We start from the raw sequence: 17,256 nt of genomic DNA, 5'->3' as shown, positions 1-17,256 counted from the left end.
ATTGTTTAATAAGTTTGTGCATTAGTTTAAATTTTTGAACTTTTTTAGAAATAAATTGAAATTAAACTGTCAATTTTTGTTTCGTTATTGAACTATTTTGTCATAAATTTCAGATATTTAAATTCTATGGTTGTATCGGAACGAGTACTAAAGTGGGCAATGCGTTTGTACCCTCCCCTCCTTTTGCAACGCATCTGGGTAGTGAGTTTTGATAAGGGTTATAAGGGGGTTAAAGTAAAAATCAAAAAAAGCTTTTTAAACAATAATTATAATAATTCAATTTTTGGGGGTACACTTTTTGCCGCTGCCGACCCGTTTTACCCACTGTTATTTTATCAATTGTTTACAAAAAAAGGATACAGGTTAAAGGTTTGGTCAAAATCAGCAACTGTAAAATATTTAAAGCCGGGTTCTTCCGATCTGCATTTTAAGATTATATTGGGCGATGCTGAAATCGCTGAGGCAGAGGATATATTGAAGACGGTTGGAAAATACACAGGCCATCATCCCATTGACATTTATGATAAGGACGGTGAAATATGTGTTTCATTAATGAATGAGGTTTATGTACGTAACCTGGATTTTATCGATCAGAATTTATAATTTTAGCTGATGACTACTTTTATTGATGATACTCGTTTTAATGAGAAAGGTTTTATAATATCAACAGATAAGCATTTATTGCCTATTGACGTTATATACAATTATTTAAATGATGATTCCTACTGGGCCCAGGGGATCTCGCGGAAAACGCTTGAAAAAGCGATAGAAAATTCCATGTGTTTTGGCGTCTATAACGAAKGTGCTTTCGCCGGTTTTGCCAGGGTTGTTACAGATAAAGCCACTTTTGCGTATCTGTGCGATGTGTTTATTTTACCTGAATTCAGAAAACTGAACCTTTCAAAATGGCTGATGCAAACCATCGTTAGTGATCCGGATTTGCAAGGATTGCGTCGTTGGTCGTTAGCTACAGCCGATGCTCATGGCTTATACGAGCAGTTTGGATTTTCGCAATTAAGCAAGCCCGAAAACTGGATGGAAATATTTACACCATATATAAAACCTCAGTAATTAGTTTAAGGAAGCGGGACGCATAATGAATATAAAAAAACTGATTTTTGAGGGCGAGGGAGTTAAACTCGATTTTAAAAAAACAATTACCAGTTGCGAAAAGATAGCCAGAACAATGGTATCATTCGCCAATAATAAAGGTGGTAAGCTATTAATTGGCGTTGCCGATGACGGAAGCATTAAAGGGGTAAAATCTGAGGACGAAGAGCGTTACATGATAACAAGGGCTGCCCACATGTTTATCAGGCCGGCGTTGGAACCTACTTTTGAAGAAGTATATGTTGACGACAAACTGGTATTGATAGTGGATACGCCAGCCAGCGACCTTAAACCCCACTATGCCMTTGCCGACGACGGTAAATGGTGGGCTTATGTAAGGGTAAAAGATAAAAGCGTATTGGCCAGTAAAATTGTACTTGAGGTGCTTAAAAGGTCGTCAAGTGAGGAGGGGGTATTAATAGAATATTCAGATAACGAAAAAACACTTCTCAGTCACCTGGAAAAATCCAACCGGGTTACGATAAAAGAGTGCAGTGAACTACTGAAAATGGGGCGACGACGCACCCAACGTATTTTGGTTGATCTGATACTTTCGGGGCTCATCCGGATTAATACAACCGAAAAAGAGGAATATTATACGGCTTGTTAGTTCGTTCTTTGTCGCCTTCAATCGTTACTTTTGCACCCCTGCAAAATAAGTCATGAAAGCCATATACCATAAATACCGCCCATTTTATAGCGAGAGTTTAAAGCTGGCTATCCCGGTAATGATATCGCAACTTGGGCATATCATGGTTCAGATATCAGACTCAATCATCATTGGTCATTTTACCAATAAAGTATCATTGGCCGCGGTTTCGTTAGTAAACAGCTTGTTTATGATACCGCTTGTTGTGGGCATGGGGATATCGTATGGCTTAACCCCGCTCATCGCTCAAAATAATGCGCGCAAGGATTTTAAGGAATGTGGTTTATTACTATCAAATAGTTTAATGTTAAACCTCCTGACCGGCATTGTCTTGTTTTCGGCGATATATTTTGGTACGTTGCCTTTAATTGGCCATCTCGGGCAGGCACCATCAGTGGTAAAAGCGGCCACACCTTATCTTTTCTTGTTAAGTCTGTCAATTATTCCGCTGCTTGTTTTTAACACATTTAAGCAATTTGCAGAGGGCTTGGGTTTTACCAAGCAGGCTATGAAAATATCTATTTGGGGCAATGTGATCAATATCTGCCTGGGAATTATATTTGTTAAAGGCCTGTTCGGTATCCATCCTATGGGTATAAAAGGAGTTGGTTACAGCACACTGATTGATCGTTGTGTGATGGCAATTGTAATGTCTTTTTACGTATTCAAATCCCCCATATTTAAAGGTTATTTAAAGAGTTTTGCCGTCAAAAATATCGATCGCCTGCGTGGCTTGCGAATTTTGAAAATTGGTGCTCCGGTTGCCTTGCAGTACATTTTTGAGGTTAGCGCATTTGGTGGCGCGTCTATTTTAATAGGTACCATTGGTGTAAACCAGCAAGCGGCTCATTTGGTTGCGCTTAACCTCGCCTCGGCTACTTATATGATGGCCACCGGCGTATCAGCTGCGGCTGCGATAAAATCGGGTAACTATTTTGGCGTCAACGATCACAAAAACCTCCGGCTTGCAGCTATATCTAATTATCATATCGTATTGATATTGATGGGCATAACAGCAGTTATTTTCGCTGTTGGTCGAAATTATTTACCCTGGATTATAACCTACGACAAAGACGTTATCATCATAGCTTCGCAATTACTGATAATAGCGGCTTTTTTTCAACTTTTTGATGGAACGCAGGTTGTTGGCCTGGGCGTATTGCGCGGAATGGGAGATGTAAATATTCCAACTTTTATCACCTTCCTGGCTTATTGGGTAGGCGGTTTGCCAATCGGTTACTTGCTTGGCATCAAATTAAAAATGGGCGTTTATGGCGTTTGGTACGGCCTTGTATTGGGTTTGGCTATTGCCTCTGTGCTGCTTTTCTGGAGATTCAACCTGATCAGCAAACGTCATAGGGATACAACAGTACCGATATTAGCGAAAGATTAAAAATATAAATCAATAGCTGCTTTAAAAGTATTGCAGTGTGCATCCACAATATCCCTGATTTGTGGCGAGTACCCCCCTCCCATGCTTACCTGCACCGGAAAATTATTGTTGATACATTGCTCAAATACAAATCTGTCGCGTTCTTTACAGGCTTCTTTGCTAACAGATAGTTTGCCCAGTTTATCGGTACTCAAAACATCCACGCCCGATAAGTAAAAGGCAAAATCTGGTTTTTGCTGGCTGATTAACTTTGGCAGCGTTTTATATAAAATGTCCAGATACTCTTCATCGCCAATTCCATCTGCTAACGGGATATCAAGGTCTGATCTTTCTTTTCTGAAGGGGAAGTTTTTGTCACCATGCATCGAAAATGTAAATACACGCGGTTCATTTTCAAATATTTGAGCAGTGCCATTTCCCTGGTGGACATCTAAATCAATGATTAAGATAGATTTACATAAATTGCTATTTAACAAATAATTAGCAGCAATTGCCTGATCATTCAACATACAAAAACCCTCGCCCCAGTTTGTGCCGGCATGGTGTGTGCCACCTGCTACGTTAAACGCAATCCGGTTAGTGAATGCTGATAAACAACCATCGATAGTTCCCTTAGCGATTCTTAATTCGCGCTCTACCAGTCGCGTTGATAAAGGGAAACCTATTCGCCGCTGTTCTTTTGTGGGAAGTGTTAAATCGCGAAGTTGCTGCCAGTAATATTTGTCATGGGTTGTAAGTACAATATCTTCGGCCAGCACCCCGGGCGAGAAAATATCGTCGGGTTTGACAAGTCCTTCGTGTAGCAGCTGTGCAGGGATCAGTTCGTACTTCAGCATCGGGAAACGATGTCCTTCGGGCAGCGGATGAGCGTATATCGGGTCGTAGGCTATTTTAAACATATTATTAACCCAGGATCTCCCCCACGTGTTTCTGGATATTTTCGCAAATATTATCCAGGGGAAGGTCATTGGCGTCGTATCCAAATGGGTCTTCAATTTMCTCGGCAAGTAACTCAATGCTGGCAAAAACAAATAGTACAAAACCAATAATCGGTATAGCCAGATATTTCATCTCAAACGCCCATGTAAATGGAAGCGTCATGATATAGGTGAAGATGAATTTCTTGATAAAAACATTGTATGAGAACGGTATCGGGGTTTTTCTAATTCGCTCACAAGCTCCACAAATATCTGTAAATGAAGTTATTTCAGTTGTTATACTAAACAATTGCTCCGGGTTTATAACCCCCTGTTTGTTAAGCTCATAAATACGCCCGATAATAGCAGATGCCACCTGGTTAGGCACATGTTTTTCTGCATCAATAAAAGCAAAGGCCTGTTCTTCTGGTATATAAATATCCCGAAGGTGATTTCGTAACACTCTTGCATATAACGGAATCAGGTAGTTGAAAAACGCCCATTCCTCTTCACCAATAAGGAATTTTAGTTTTATGGCCAGGTTACGGCTGCTATTGGTTAAGCTACCCCATACTTTCCTGCCTTCCCACCAACGGTCATAAGCCGAATTTATCCGGAAGGCCAGCAATAATGATAATACAAACCCTACGGTCTGATGTACAAAGCTTACTTTTTTGAGGAGGCTGCTATCTGGTAAATGCCAAAAATCTATCAGCAGATAAATTACGACACAGGCATAGGCACTAACGGCAATAATCAAAGGCAGAAGCTCGCGCAGGGTGTCGGCTTTATTGAGTTTAAAAATAAAAGAGAACCATTCTTTGGGATTGTAATAAACCATATTGATAATTTACTTTACAGCTTCTATGGCATTTGCCAGGTGTTTTGCTGTATGATACACATCCTGGAAGGAATTGTATAATGGAACCGGGCTTAGGCGAATCACATCCGGTTCGCGCCAGTCACCAATTATACTGTTTTCGGCCAGGTAATTGAAAATCGCTTTGGCATTCCGGCTGCAAACTATCGACAACTGGCAACCGCGATTAACTTCCTTTGTCGGAGTGATAATGCTAAAAACATTCTCACCCAGATCTTTATTAATCGCGTTGATCAAAAACTCCAAATAGCCCGTTAGCGCAACGCTTTTCTTACGAAGAGTATTGATATCACCTAGGGTATCGAAAATAGCCATAGAGGCCTTAAACAAAGCCAAAAGAATTATCGGGCTGGTGCTCACCTGCCACCCTTCGGCGCCAACGGCAGGATCAAAACCCGGAGCCATTAAAAAGCGCTTATCGGCGCGGTAGCCCCACCAGCCTGCAAGGCGGTTCATTGCTTTATCTGCGAAGTGTTTTTCGTGCACGAATATTCCGCTGATACCGCCAGGGCCCGAATTCATATACTTGTACGAGCACCAGCAGGCGAAATCGGCTCCCCAATCGTGTAACATCAACGGCACGTTACCGGCAGCGTGTGCTAAATCGAACCCGGCGTAAGCGCCGGCTTCATGGGCAGCCTTAGCTATAGCCTGCAAATCAAAAAACTGGCCCGTGTAGTAATTTATTCCACTAAACATTACTAAAGCTAATTCATCACCGTGCTCTTTGATGCAATTTAAGATATCTTCGGTACGTAATGTTACTTCGCCTTCGCGTGGAAAAATCTCGATAACAGCATTTTTAGGATCAAGGCCATGAAACTTAACCTGGCTTTCCATGGCGTACTGATCTGATGGAAAAGCGCCGCCTTCCATAATAATTTTAAACCTTTTACTATCTGGCTTATAGAAACTTACCATTAGTAAATGAAGATTTACTGTAAGCGAATTCATGACAGTAACCTCCTGCTCCTTAGCACCTACTATGTTTGCTATCGACCTGTTAAGGGGCTTGTGGTATTCCAGCCAGGGATCACTTCCCTGGAACCAGCCTTCAACCGCAAGATTTTGCCAGTTTGCCATTTGATCGGCGATATATTGAGCAGCAGATTTTGGCTGAAGGCCAAGAGAATTACCACAAAGGTAAATGGCATCCTTTCCCTTATGTTTCGGGATCAAAAAACGACCTCTGAACTCTTTCAATGGATCAAGTTCGTCCTGTTCAATTGCAAATGCTAAGCTGTTTTGGTAATTCATTGTCCAATATTACAAAAAAAGGCATTTTAAACCGGGTTATTTATTGGGTTTACTCACGTATTTATTGCCTTTTACATAAAACCGATAAGGTAAAAAAGCATCTTCGCCAGCATAACTTACCCCAATACGGGGGCCGATAGCAATTTGTTCATCTGTAAAACTAAGACCACGGTCCTCTATCCAAATGTTATCGCTTTGCAAACTTATTGCGTTGATATTGCGGGAGATACCTAACGACTTAGCCACCGAACCCGGCCCCGCCGTAATAGTGGGCTTAAGTATGGGCATATTGCGCCTAACCTGCATGGCCTCAATGCCATCCGTAGGGTTTATTGCACGGATAAGTATAGCATGGGGTGTACCCTCAACATTAGTTACTATATTAAACATCTCATGAATGCCATAGCACAGATAGACGTAAGCTATGCCACCTTGCATAAACATGGTTTTGGTACGGGGAGTTATCCGGTTACCATACGAGTGAGATGCCTTATCAATTATTCCATTATACGCTTCTGTTTCAACAATATAACCTCCGGTTGTTACACCATCAATACAGGTAAACAAGTACTTGCCAAGCAGGTTTTTACTGATGGAAACTACGTCGTTTCCTAAATAATAATCCTCGTTTAATTTCATTACTGATGGAGGATTGATTTTAATAATTTGTTTATTTCTGATGCTTTATCAAAAATCATAATGTGCGTACCTCCTTTTACAATGGTGGCATTTTTTATTTTTTTGTAATCAAAAACCAAATCTTTATCGCCGGTAATGTGGTAGATGTTTGCGGGGATAATATCATTTTTCCATGCTAAAATAGCACTCATCGCCCACTCGGTAAACACAGGTGAAGTACCTTTCAGCATCTCCATGAACACCGTTGCGTCACCTTTAGCCATCCTTCCGAACACCGGTCTGATCATAGAGCCCATCGAGGTCATCAATTTACCTGAAATGAGTTTTTGAACTGGAACATTTCGGAAAAAGCTAAAATAACCCGGAGCCTCGTCGCTAATCTTGATGCTGGATATCAGGATCACTTTTTCCATCGGTAAAATTTTGGCAATTTCTACAGCGAGCATTCCTCCCAGCGAGTTGCCAATTACTATTGAACCAGGTTCTATATTGTATTGATAAATAAGCTTTTGGGCGTACGTAGCTAAAGTATCATCTTTGCTTGGCTCTATCCAGTTTATATGTATAACCTCATGGCCGTGAAGGTCGATATTCTTGTAAATCCGGGTGTCGGCACCAAGGCCCGGTATAATGTATATCCGGCTCATTAAAACTTAATCAGTTTTACTATTTGCTCCAGGAACAAAGCATCAGTTTCATCAAACTGATCAAGCAACTCGCTGTCTACGTCCAGCACGCCTGCAACAACATTGTTATGGAATACAGGTACTACAATCTCCGACCGGGAAAGTGAACTACATGCAATATGACCAGGAAATTCCTCAACATCCGGCACCACTAAAGTTTTGGCCTGCTCCCAGGCAGCGCCGCAAACGCCTTTGCCCAATTTAATACGGGTACACGCCACCGGCCCCTGAAACGGCCCCAAAACAAGCTCATCATTTTTTACCATGTAAAAACCCACCCAAAACCATTTAAACTGCTCGTTTAAAGCAGCGCTAATGTTCGCCAGGTTGGCCACTAAATCGGTTTCGCCATCAAGTAAAGCTGCTATCTGGGGTACCAGTGTAGTATATTGTTCCGTTTTGTCGGTTGATGCGGTTATGTTTAAATCCTCTGCCATAACGCAAAGATGGATAATTTGGCAGCAAGTATTTTAGTCCAAAAGTCAATTTTTGCATATTAATTTAAACCTTAAACAAGCACTTTTTTAACAAAAGTACTACCAAACACCCATCTTCAAATTTCAAATCCTCAATTTTCAAATCGATTTAAATATTCCCCTTTTTCAACTCATCCGCTGCAAAATTTGCAGCCCGAGCGGTTAACGCCATATAAGTTAAGGACGGATTTTGGCATGCCGACGACGTCATGGCCGCGCCATCGGTAACAAAAACGTTTTTGGCGTCCCAAACCTGGTTATGCTCATTCAGCACCGATGTTTTAGGATCGCGGCCCATACGCGCTGTACCCATTTCGTGGATGCCATCGCCTATATTGTGGCCCCGGTCGCTCGTTTTTACGTTTTTAACTCCGGCACTTTCCAGCATCGCTTTAGCTTCTTTTACAATGTCGATACGCATTTTCATTTCATTTTCCCTGATAACCGCATCCATAGATAAAATTGGCAACCCCCATTTGTCTTTACGGGTTTTATCAAGGGTGATTTTGTTATCGTGGTAAGGCAGCAGTTCGCCAAAGCCGCCTATACCTATTTGCCAGTCACCTGGTTCGGTTATGGCATCTTTGTATTGCGCGCCAATATTCATTTCGGCTATTTCACGGCTCCAGCCGGTACGGCTTGCGGCACCCTGGTAACCAAAGCCACGCAGGTAATCGCGCTTATCGCCAAATAAATTGGCAAAGCGCACAATATAAATTCCATTGGCACGCCTGCCGTAATAATACTTGTCTTCAAACCCTTCAACCGTGCCCGATGCACCTAAATTATAATGGTGATCCATAATATTGTGCCCCAGTTCGCCGCTACTGCTACCCAGGCCACCCGGCCAGATATCTGTTGCCGAATTCATCAATACCCACGCGCTGTTTAAGGCAGAAGCATTAACAAATACAACCTTGGCGTAATATTCATAAGTTTTGTTGGTTTCGGCATCCAAAACCTCTACACCTTTTGCTTTCTGCGTGTCTTTATCGTATAATATACGGGTAACAATGCTGTACGGCCTCACCGTTAAATTACCGGTAGCCAAAGCGGCCGGTAAGGTAGACGACTGCGTACTAAAATATCCCCCAAACGGACACCCCTCCCAACACCTGTTTCTGAACTGGCATTGTGTACGGCCGGGTATAGCGGCCGTAAGGTTAGCAACGCGGCCTATGATCATATGCCGTGTGTCGTTATAATTCTTTTTTATTCGGGCGGCTACATCCTTTTCTACCCAATTCATATCCATTGGTGGTAAAAAATGTCCGTCAGGTAAGTGAGGTAATCCTTCTAACGACCCACTTATCCCGGCGAATTTCTCCACATGGTCATACCAGGGTGCCAGGTCTTTGTAACGGATGGGCCAATCAATGGCCCAGCCATCTTTTGCGTTGGCTTCAAAATCAAAATCGCTCCAGCGATAACTTTGACGGCCCCATAAAATAGAGCGGCCGCCCAGTTGGTACGATCGCCACCAGTTAAATGGCTTAACCTCGTGATAAGGCGCTTCCTGCTCGTTTACCCAATAATCCATAATAGGTTCCTGGGCGCCCCAGTTACGTGAAATTACCGGGCGTGCCTTACGCTGCTCCTGGGTTACCGAACCGCGGTGTTCAAAGTCCCACGGATCTTTGGCCGCTGTTTTATAATCTTTAATGTGTTCAAAGTTCCGGCCGCGTTCAAGCATAATGGTTTTTAAGCCCCTGCCTGTTAGTTCTTTAGCCGCCCAGCCGCCGCTGATGCCCGATCCTACAACAATAGCGTCATAAGTATTTCCGGCTTTGGCGCTGCCGCTTACATTGTTTAATGGCATAATCTCGAATTGGTTATGAGTAAATTAGGTAATGGTTTCTCAATTGGATAAAACAATATTATCAATTAATATTAACTAAAGCAATCGATTGAAATATTTTTTATGCAAGCACAACAGTGGGCCCTTGCTTTCATGCCCCTTCGCATTCATGCCAAAATTTTCTACTTTTACCATGTCACCATAATCTTATATGCTTCAAATCAGCCATCTTTACATATACCCTATAAAATCACTCGGCGGTATTCAGCTAAAATCGGCCGAAGTTACTTCCCGCGGTTTTAAATACGACAGGCGCTGGATGCTGGTTGACGAACAAAGCCGTTTCCTTACGCAGCGCGAACACTCCCAGATGGCGCTGATAAAAGTAGCTATTGAAACCGACGGTTTATTGGTTAGCCATCATTTATATGGCTCGATAAAAGTGCCTTTTGAATTTGATGCAACTACTTTACACGAGGTGGCAATATGGGACGATACTACTACAGGCATTTATGTTAATCATAGCATTGATGATTGGTTTAGCAACGTTTTAGATATCAGATGCAGGCTAATTTATATGCCCGATGACACCGAGCGAGAGGTTGACCAGCGTTATGCACAACCGGGTATGATAACCTCTTTTGCAGATGCGTATCCTTTTTTGCTGATTGGCCAGGCCTCACTTGATGACCTGAATAGCCGCCTGGATGATGCTTTGCCAATGGATAGGTTCCGCCCGAATATTGTTTTCACGGGCGGGGAGGCATTTGAAGAGGATTTGATGAACCACGTTAATATCTCCGGCATCAGTTTTTATGGTGCTAAACTTTGCGCCCGCTGCGTGATGACTACCATCGATCAGCAAACAGGTGCAAAAGCTAAGGAGCCGCTAAAAACGCTTGCCAGGTATCGTTCCAAAAATAAAAAGATACTTTTTGGACAAAACCTGATACACCAGGGTGAAGGATTTGTTACTGTTGGGGATACCCTTGATGTGTTAAGCACGCACAATGAAGACAGATTTATTGTAGAAAAAAGGAATTAATATAATGAAACCCACCGTTACTATTGAATATTGCCCCAAATGCGGCTGGATGATGCGGGCAGCCTATATGGCGCAGGAATTGCTTACTACTTTTACCGGTGATATTTATGGTGTAACGCTGCATCCAAGTGAAATTAGCGGAAGATATTCGGTTTTTATTGATGACGATGTAATCTTCGACAGAAAAAAAGAAGGGCGTTTTCCGGAAATTAAGGAACTGAAGCAATTAGTACGTGACAGGGTTAATCCCGAAAAAAATCTCGGCCATTCCGAAAAAAAATAAAAATCGGTCAATAAATACCCGGTTTCATTGAAATTATATATTTAAAATACCTGCTTTTGTTCGCCAGGAAGTAAATAGTTCGCATTCTCCCCTGTTTTTATAATCGTCAAACATATTGATTTTGTGATTTTTCAAGGGAAAGTCAATTTTATCATAATTTAAAAGGTAAATAATATAGTATCGTTGTACTCTATAGTTTTAGTGGATTATTTTATTTAATATTGTTTAACTTTATGAGTTTTTATTTAAAAAAATGCTTTCTAAAAAAACTAAGTACGCTATTAAGGCATTGGTGATTCTGGGCAAAAACATGGATCAGCCGCCTATGCAAATTTCGAGAATCGCTGAGGCAGAACGAATTCCCAAAAAATTCCTGGAGCAAATCCTGCTCGATCTGCGTAATGCTGGCTTCCTTTATAGTAAAAAAGGAGCTGGTGGCGGTTACAGCTTAAATCGCGATCCGAAAGAGATTTTCCTGGTAAGCATTATGCGTATTACCGATGGCCCCATAGCCATGGTACCCTGCGCCAGCCTGAACTTTTACCACAAATGCGATGAGTGCCACCAGGAAACTACCTGTGGTATCCGCGATGTGTTTGTTGATGTACGGGATGCTACACTTAAAATCCTGAGCGAGACCAGCATAGCAGATATTATCACCCGCGAACAGACTCTTATCAACGTTTAACGTTATCATAAAACTGTCAAATAACAGTTTTTTCAATTAAATTCTACCATTTCCCTATACTATGTATATATTTGTGATATAAAACATAATGAGTCTTATTAATACACACATTTATATCCATATGTACTGCTGTTTAACCGGCGACAGAACACGGCTATAATTTGTATTACCCACATACGCCTCTTTAGCCAAAGCCAAAGGGGCTTTTTTATAATTGATTAAAATATAGCTTATGCAAAGCTTCAGAACAGAACTGGAGAATCCGATAGTTGAGCAGGATATTATTGACCTGGAAAAAAAGATCAGGGCTTTTCGCGAAGGTAAAATACACGACGAAAAATTCAGGAGCCTTCGTTTGGCCCGTGGTGTATATGGCCAACGCCAGCCAGGTGTACAAATGGTGCGTATTAAACTGCCATTTGGTAAGGTAACCTTTAAGCAGCTGCTTAAAATTGCCGATATATCTGACGAGTACGGAAGCCGTAATTTGCACCTGACTACACGCCAGGATATACAGATTCATTATGTAAGCCTGGATCGTACGCCCGAACTTTGGGCCAAACTGGAGCAGGATGATATTACCCTGCGTGAAGCCTGCGGCAATACCGTACGGAATGTTACCGCCTCACCTACTGCCGGCATTGATCCGTTGGAGCCGTTTGACGTTTCGCCTTATGCACATGCTACTTTCGAGTACTTTTTGCGTAACCCTGTTTGCCAGGAAATGGGCCGTAAATTTAAAATTTCGTTTTCATCAAGCGATGCTGACACTGCGTTCTCATACATTCATGATATTGGCGCCATCCCTAAAATAAATGCCAACGGCGAACGTGGCTTCAAGATACTTTTAGGTGGCGGCTTAGGTGCACAACCTATATTGGCAAGTATAGTTGAAGAGTTTTTACCAGAAGATCAGCTGATTCCTTATATCGAAGCCATTATTCGTGTGTTTGACCGCTATGGCGAACGTAACAACCGCAATAAGGCCCGCATGAAGTACCTGATCCAGAAGATTGGATTGGAAGAAGTTTTGCGCCTGGCCAAAATTGAAAGAACTGCTATCAAGGTAAAAAGCTATCCTGTTAACCGCGATTCCGTTGCTTTGCCATCGCTTCCTGCAACGGCTGAATACCCTGCTGTAGAAATCAGCAACCCATTCCGCTACGAGCAGTGGCTGGTTACCAATGTTTTTGAGCAAAAGCAAAAAGGTTTTTACGGGGTATACATTAAAGTACCCGTTGGTGATATCCCATCTGATACTGCCCGTGCGTTGGTAAAGGTTTTAGAGCCCTTGGTAGCCAACGAAATCCGCATTACACAGAATCAGGGTTTACTGCTAAAATTTGTTAGTAAAGAAGCATTGCCTGCTTTATATGAAGGTTTGGCTAAACTTGAACTTGCCGCGCCCGGTTTTGATACCGTGGCCGATGTAACCACCTGCCCTGGTACCGATACCTGTAACCTGGGCATCAGTAACAGTATGACCATGGCGCGTGTGCTGGAAGATTTGATTTTTAATGAATACGAGGACTTTATTTTTAACCGCGAGATTAAAATAAAAATAAGTGGATGTATGAACTCCTGTGGCCAGCATGGTTTGGCGCACATCGGGTTCCATGGCAGTTCACTTAAAGCTGGTACAAAGGTATTACCATCGGTGCAGGTGATGCTTGGTGGCGGTACTGTTGGTGATGGCGTAGGCCGCGCGGCCGAAAGAATTGTTAAAGTACCATCAAAACGTGCTACCGACGTATTAAGAAAGATCCTTGACGATTACAAAGAGTTTTCGCCAGAAGGAGAAACCTTTCTTGAATATTATGACCGCCAGGGTAAAGATTATTTTTACCGCATGCTGAAACCGCTTGCCGATTTAACTACGCTTACCGATGACGAATTTGTTGATTGGGGCCACCAGGAAACCTATGTATCTGCCATTGGTGTGGGCGAATGTGCCGGTGTGGTAATTGACTTGGTTGCTACCCTCCTGTTTGAATCGGAAGAAAAAATGGGCTGGGCAAATGGTTCGTTTACCCAGGGCGACTGGTCTGACGCTATTTATCATTCATATAACGTGTTCATCAGTTCGGCAAAAGCTTTATTGTTAGATAAAGGCACCAACAGCAGTACACAGGCTGGCATTATTAAAGAGTTTGATGCGCAATATGTTGCAACCGGTGAATTTGATTTGCAGGGATCATTTAACGACCTTGTATTGCAGATCAATCAAAACGAGCCTTCTGCCGAATTTGCTGCTGCATATTTAGCCCAAGCCGAAGAATTTTTAGGAAAAAGCAAAGCACAAAGAGAGGCATTGGTGCAATAATGACGGATAACACTAAACAAGCACTAATCACTTTGGTAGGTGCAGGTCCCGGCGATGCCGACCTGATCACTGTTAAGGCTATTAAAGCGTTAAAAACAGCCGATGTTGTTTTATACGATGCTTTAGTTAACGAAGAATTGTTGAGCTATGCACCTGAAGCTGCTGTAAAAGTATATGTAGGCAAACGTTCGGGCGATCATACCTACGCACAGGAAGCTGTGAACCAGTTAATGGTTGATTACGCTATCAATTACGGCCACGTGGTAAGATTGAAAGGTGGCGACCCATTTGTATTTGGCCGTGGGTTTGAAGAATTAGATTTTGCTGCCTCGCGCTATATCCCCGCTTCGGTTATCCCTGGTATCTCCAGCTCAATAGCGGTAGCGGAGTTGCAAAATATTCCCGTAACGCACCGTGGTTTAAGCGAAAGCTTTTGGGTAATTACCGGTACTATATCAAACGGAAAAATTTCGCCCGATTTATATGATGCTGCCAAAAGCAGGGCAACGGTTGTTGTGCTTATGGGGATCAATAAATTGGCCGACATTACCGAAATATTCAAAATCGAAGGAAAAAGCAAGCTGCCCGTAGCGGTAATTCAAAGCGGCACAACCGCAGATGAAAAAGTGGTTGTTGCTACTGTTGAAACCATTGTTGATGCAGTAAAAGAAAATAGTATCGGTTCGCCGGCTATTATAGTGTTGGGCGAGGTGGTTTCATTGCACCCTAAATACCAGTTGATTAAAGAAATTTATGACGTTGTTGCCAAAGGATAATAGTTTAACACAAATTGAGCACGAAGATATCGGCGGCAACCAGTTGTTCCCGGTGTTTTTAAAGCTAAATAACCTGCATACGGTATTGGTGGGCGGCGGCAACGTGGGGCTTGAGAAGCTATCGGCCATCCTTAACAACAGCCAGCTTGCAAGGATAACTGTGATATCAAAAACGTTTTTGCCGGAGATTCATGAACTTGCCGCACGGCATGAAGGTTTAAGCATTGTTCAAAAATCATTTACCGATAACGACCTGGATACTGCCGAGGTGGTAATTGCAGCTACTAATGATAGCGAACTTAATAAGTATGTGCGTCAATCGGCACATGACCGTAAGCTGCTCATCAACGTAGCCGATAAACCCGAACTTTGCGATTTTTATTTAGGTTCGATAGTAAAAAAAGGCGACCTGAAATTGGCCATATCAACCAACGGCAAATCGCCCACGGTAGCCAAACGTTTAAAAGAAGTTTTAAACGAAAGCCTGCCCGATGAACTGGATACCACGCTGCAACAAATGAGCGAGCTACGGAACACTTTAAGCGGCGATTTCGCTGATAAAGTTAAACAACTGAATAGTGTAACAGCGGTATTGGTTAAGCCAAGATCGGTCGTGATCAAAAATTTTATCTGGCTTATCTGGTCAACCATTATTGTCTCGTTAGCCATTGTTATAACCGCTTTATACTTCAAAGAGCCTGCTTTTAAAACATTTGTAGAAGGCGTGAGTCCGCAGTTCTACTACTTTTTAGGCGCCGGCTTTATATTCGCGATGATAGATGGCGCCATTGGCATGTCGTATGGTGTTACATCAACTACATTCTCTCTTTCTATGGGCATCCCTCCTGCTTCAGCAAGTATGGGCGTCCACCTGTCCGAAATCATGAGTTGTGGTATTGCCGGATGGATGCACTACCGTATGGGCAATATCAACTGGAAATTATTTTGGTTGTTGGTATTACCGGGCATTGCAGGTGCCGTTATTGGAGCATCTATCCTCTCGTCACTTGAGCATTACAGCATGTATACCAAGCCGGTGGTATCAGTTTATACTTTGATATTAGGCATTGTAATACTTTCAAAAGCATTCAATATCAAGAAAAAGAAATCGGCTGATAAAGTAAAACGCATATCATTGCTAGGCTTAGGCGGCGGTTTTATTGATGCTGTTGGCGGTGGCGGCTGGGGTTCAATCGTTTTATCAACGTTAATAGCGGGTGGCCGCAGCCCTATATTTTGCTTAGGTACCGTAAAATTATCCCGTTTTTTTGTGGCGATAGCAGGGTCAATCACATTCATCGCCATGGTAAGCAGCGATCATTGGCAAGCTGTAGCCGGCTTAATACTGGGTAGCGCTTTGGCATCACCCATCGCGGCAAAAATTTCTAATAAAATTTCAACCAAAACCATCATGGTATCTGTAGGTATCATCGTGATTTTGGTAAGCATTAAATCAATTGTTGCCTTTATTACAAAGTTTATCTGATATGAACGGGGCTTTTGAACATATAAACAACATTACGCCGGGTCTTGGGCCTGTTGAAGCGCTTACGAAGCTGGCTGAGCTTTATCCCGGCGAGATTGTATTTTCCACCAGTTTTGGCTGGGAAGACCAGGTAATAAGCCACATGATCTTCGCCAATAAGCTGCCGATCAAAGTATTTACATTAGAAACAGGCAGGCTTTTCCGCGAAACTTATTCAGTTTGGGCAAGCACGATGAACAGGTATAAACAACCTATTCACGCCTACTACCCTAACCAGGAGCTTTTGGAGCAAATGGTGAGCACCAAAGGGCCAAACAGCTTTTACGAATCGGTAGAGAACCGCAAAGAATGCTGTGGCATCCGTAAAATCGAACCGCTCAAACGCGCCTTAAAAGGTAATAAGGTTTGGATTACCGGGATCCGTGCCGATCAATCGGCCAACCGCCACGATATGCATGATGTAGAATGGGATGAACAAAACCAACTGGTAAAATACCACCCTATTTTTCATTGGACTTTGGATGAGGTTAAAACCTACATTAAACAATACAATATCCCATACAACTCACTTCATGATAAAGGCTTCCCGAGCATAGGCTGTATGCCTTGCACCCGTGCGGTGGCTGAAGGCGAAGATTTCCGCGCCGGCCGTTGGTGGTGGGAAGATCAATCAAAAAAAGAATGCGGGTTGCATGAGGTCGCTGCTAAGTAAACTCAATTTTGGGATTTTACGGGATTGACAGGATTTCAAAAAAAATCCCTTGCTTGAATTTTATCCCTCTTTCATTACCTTTGGCTGAGGAAAGAGAAAAACTGTGATATATGCTCAGAGAATGAGCAATCATACCAT

At 42.5% G+C, this 17,256-nt stretch carries 18 protein-coding genes; 11 read left to right on the top strand and 7 right to left on the bottom strand.

The window, feature by feature from the left end:
* The first annotated feature begins 126 nt into the window (after nucleotides 1–126).
* Genes AC1DU2_RS29010 through AC1DU2_RS28995 form a run of 4 tightly spaced genes read left to right on the top strand, consistent with a single transcriptional unit; the run spans nucleotide 127 to nucleotide 3,152 of the window.
* Nucleotides 127–603: a DUF4442 domain-containing protein gene (locus tag AC1DU2_RS29010; protein ID WP_477388945.1), complete on the top strand. Its 477-nt coding sequence runs from the start codon at nucleotides 127–129 to the stop codon at nucleotides 601–603.
* Nucleotides 604–612: 9 nt separating this feature from the next.
* Nucleotides 613–1,071 carry a GNAT family N-acetyltransferase gene (locus AC1DU2_RS29005; RefSeq protein WP_477388943.1) on the top strand — a complete coding sequence of 153 codons (459 nt, stop codon included), beginning with the start codon at nucleotides 613–615 and terminating at the stop codon, nucleotides 1,069–1,071.
* Nucleotides 1,072–1,096: 25 nt separating this feature from the next.
* The gene (locus AC1DU2_RS29000) at nucleotides 1,097–1,720 is read left to right on the top strand and encodes an AlbA family DNA-binding domain-containing protein (RefSeq protein ID WP_477388942.1); all 624 of its coding nucleotides are present in this window, start codon (nucleotides 1,097–1,099) and stop codon (nucleotides 1,718–1,720) included.
* Nucleotides 1,721–1,772: 52 nt separating this feature from the next.
* Nucleotides 1,773–3,152, top strand: a complete 1,380-nt coding sequence (locus tag AC1DU2_RS28995) for an MATE family efflux transporter (RefSeq protein ID WP_477388940.1) — start codon at nucleotides 1,773–1,775, stop codon at nucleotides 3,150–3,152.
* Here the strand turns inward: AC1DU2_RS28995 and AC1DU2_RS28990 are convergent.
* The 7 genes from AC1DU2_RS28990 to AC1DU2_RS28960 all read right to left on the bottom strand — a co-directional run bounded on the left by AC1DU2_RS28990 (nucleotide 3,149) and on the right by AC1DU2_RS28960 (nucleotide 9,826).
* Nucleotides 3,149–4,051, bottom strand: coding sequence for a histone deacetylase family protein (locus AC1DU2_RS28990; RefSeq protein ID WP_477388938.1), 903 nt, complete (start codon nucleotides 4,049–4,051; stop codon nucleotides 3,149–3,151). The two genes, AC1DU2_RS28995 and AC1DU2_RS28990, sit on opposite strands and share 4 nt — an antisense overlap.
* 4 nt (nucleotides 4,052–4,055) lie before the next feature.
* On the bottom strand, nucleotides 4,056–4,910 hold the full coding sequence (locus AC1DU2_RS28985; RefSeq protein WP_477388936.1) for a bestrophin family protein: 855 nt from the start codon (nucleotides 4,908–4,910) through the stop codon (nucleotides 4,056–4,058).
* 9 nt (nucleotides 4,911–4,919) lie between these two features.
* A complete protein-coding gene (kynU, locus tag AC1DU2_RS28980; RefSeq protein ID WP_477388934.1) occupies nucleotides 4,920–6,206 on the bottom strand; it encodes a kynureninase in 1,287 nt (428 codons plus the stop codon).
* Between the two features lie 36 nt (nucleotides 6,207–6,242).
* Entirely contained in the window at nucleotides 6,243–6,845 is a 603-nt protein-coding gene (locus tag AC1DU2_RS28975; RefSeq protein ID WP_477388932.1) for a DNA-3-methyladenine glycosylase, read from the bottom strand.
* On the bottom strand, nucleotides 6,845–7,492 hold the full coding sequence (locus tag AC1DU2_RS28970; RefSeq protein ID WP_477388930.1) for an alpha/beta hydrolase: 648 nt from the start codon (nucleotides 7,490–7,492) through the stop codon (nucleotides 6,845–6,847). The genes AC1DU2_RS28975 and AC1DU2_RS28970 overlap by 1 nt, the downstream gene beginning before the upstream one ends.
* Nucleotides 7,492–7,968 (bottom strand): GAF domain-containing protein, encoded by a 477-nt coding sequence (locus AC1DU2_RS28965; RefSeq protein ID WP_477388928.1) that lies wholly within the window; start codon nucleotides 7,966–7,968, stop codon nucleotides 7,492–7,494. The genes AC1DU2_RS28970 and AC1DU2_RS28965 overlap by 1 nt, the downstream gene beginning before the upstream one ends.
* A gap of 148 nt (nucleotides 7,969–8,116) precedes the next feature.
* Nucleotides 8,117–9,826, bottom strand: coding sequence for a GMC oxidoreductase (locus AC1DU2_RS28960; RefSeq protein ID WP_477388926.1), 1,710 nt, complete (start codon nucleotides 9,824–9,826; stop codon nucleotides 8,117–8,119).
* 190 nt (nucleotides 9,827–10,016) lie between these two features.
* Between AC1DU2_RS28960 and AC1DU2_RS28955 the strand changes: the two genes are divergently transcribed.
* From AC1DU2_RS28955 to AC1DU2_RS28925, 7 genes are all read left to right on the top strand, one after another.
* Complete coding sequence (locus tag AC1DU2_RS28955; RefSeq protein WP_477388924.1) at nucleotides 10,017–10,850, top strand: MOSC domain-containing protein; 834 nt, start codon at nucleotides 10,017–10,019, stop codon at nucleotides 10,848–10,850.
* A 4-nt stretch (nucleotides 10,851–10,854) separates the two neighbouring features.
* Nucleotides 10,855–11,133: an Rdx family protein gene (locus AC1DU2_RS28950; RefSeq protein WP_477388922.1), complete on the top strand. Its 279-nt coding sequence runs from the start codon at nucleotides 10,855–10,857 to the stop codon at nucleotides 11,131–11,133.
* Between the two features lie 253 nt (nucleotides 11,134–11,386).
* Nucleotides 11,387–11,821, top strand: coding sequence for an RrF2 family transcriptional regulator (locus AC1DU2_RS28945; RefSeq protein ID WP_090647684.1), 435 nt, complete (start codon nucleotides 11,387–11,389; stop codon nucleotides 11,819–11,821).
* 232 nt (nucleotides 11,822–12,053) lie between these two features.
* Nucleotides 12,054–14,144: a nitrite reductase gene (locus tag AC1DU2_RS28940; RefSeq protein ID WP_477388920.1), complete on the top strand. Its 2,091-nt coding sequence runs from the start codon at nucleotides 12,054–12,056 to the stop codon at nucleotides 14,142–14,144.
* Nucleotides 14,144–14,920 carry a uroporphyrinogen-III C-methyltransferase gene (cobA, locus tag AC1DU2_RS28935; protein ID WP_477388918.1) on the top strand — a complete coding sequence of 259 codons (777 nt, stop codon included), beginning with the start codon at nucleotides 14,144–14,146 and terminating at the stop codon, nucleotides 14,918–14,920. The genes AC1DU2_RS28940 and cobA overlap by 1 nt, the downstream gene beginning before the upstream one ends.
* Nucleotides 14,898–16,406 carry a TSUP family transporter gene (locus tag AC1DU2_RS28930; protein WP_477388916.1) on the top strand — a complete coding sequence of 503 codons (1,509 nt, stop codon included), beginning with the start codon at nucleotides 14,898–14,900 and terminating at the stop codon, nucleotides 16,404–16,406. Before cobA ends, AC1DU2_RS28930 begins: the two co-directional genes overlap by 23 nt.
* Nucleotide 16,407: 1 nt before the next feature.
* A complete protein-coding gene (locus AC1DU2_RS28925; protein WP_477388914.1) occupies nucleotides 16,408–17,118 on the top strand; it encodes a phosphoadenylyl-sulfate reductase in 711 nt (236 codons plus the stop codon).
* Nucleotides 17,119–17,256: the final 138 nt, after the last annotated feature.

It is taken from the genome of Mucilaginibacter sp. P4_C11, from assembly GCF_056402115.1.
Note: the sequence above shows the minus strand (reverse complement) of the source record. Positions and strands in the feature narration are given on the sequence as shown.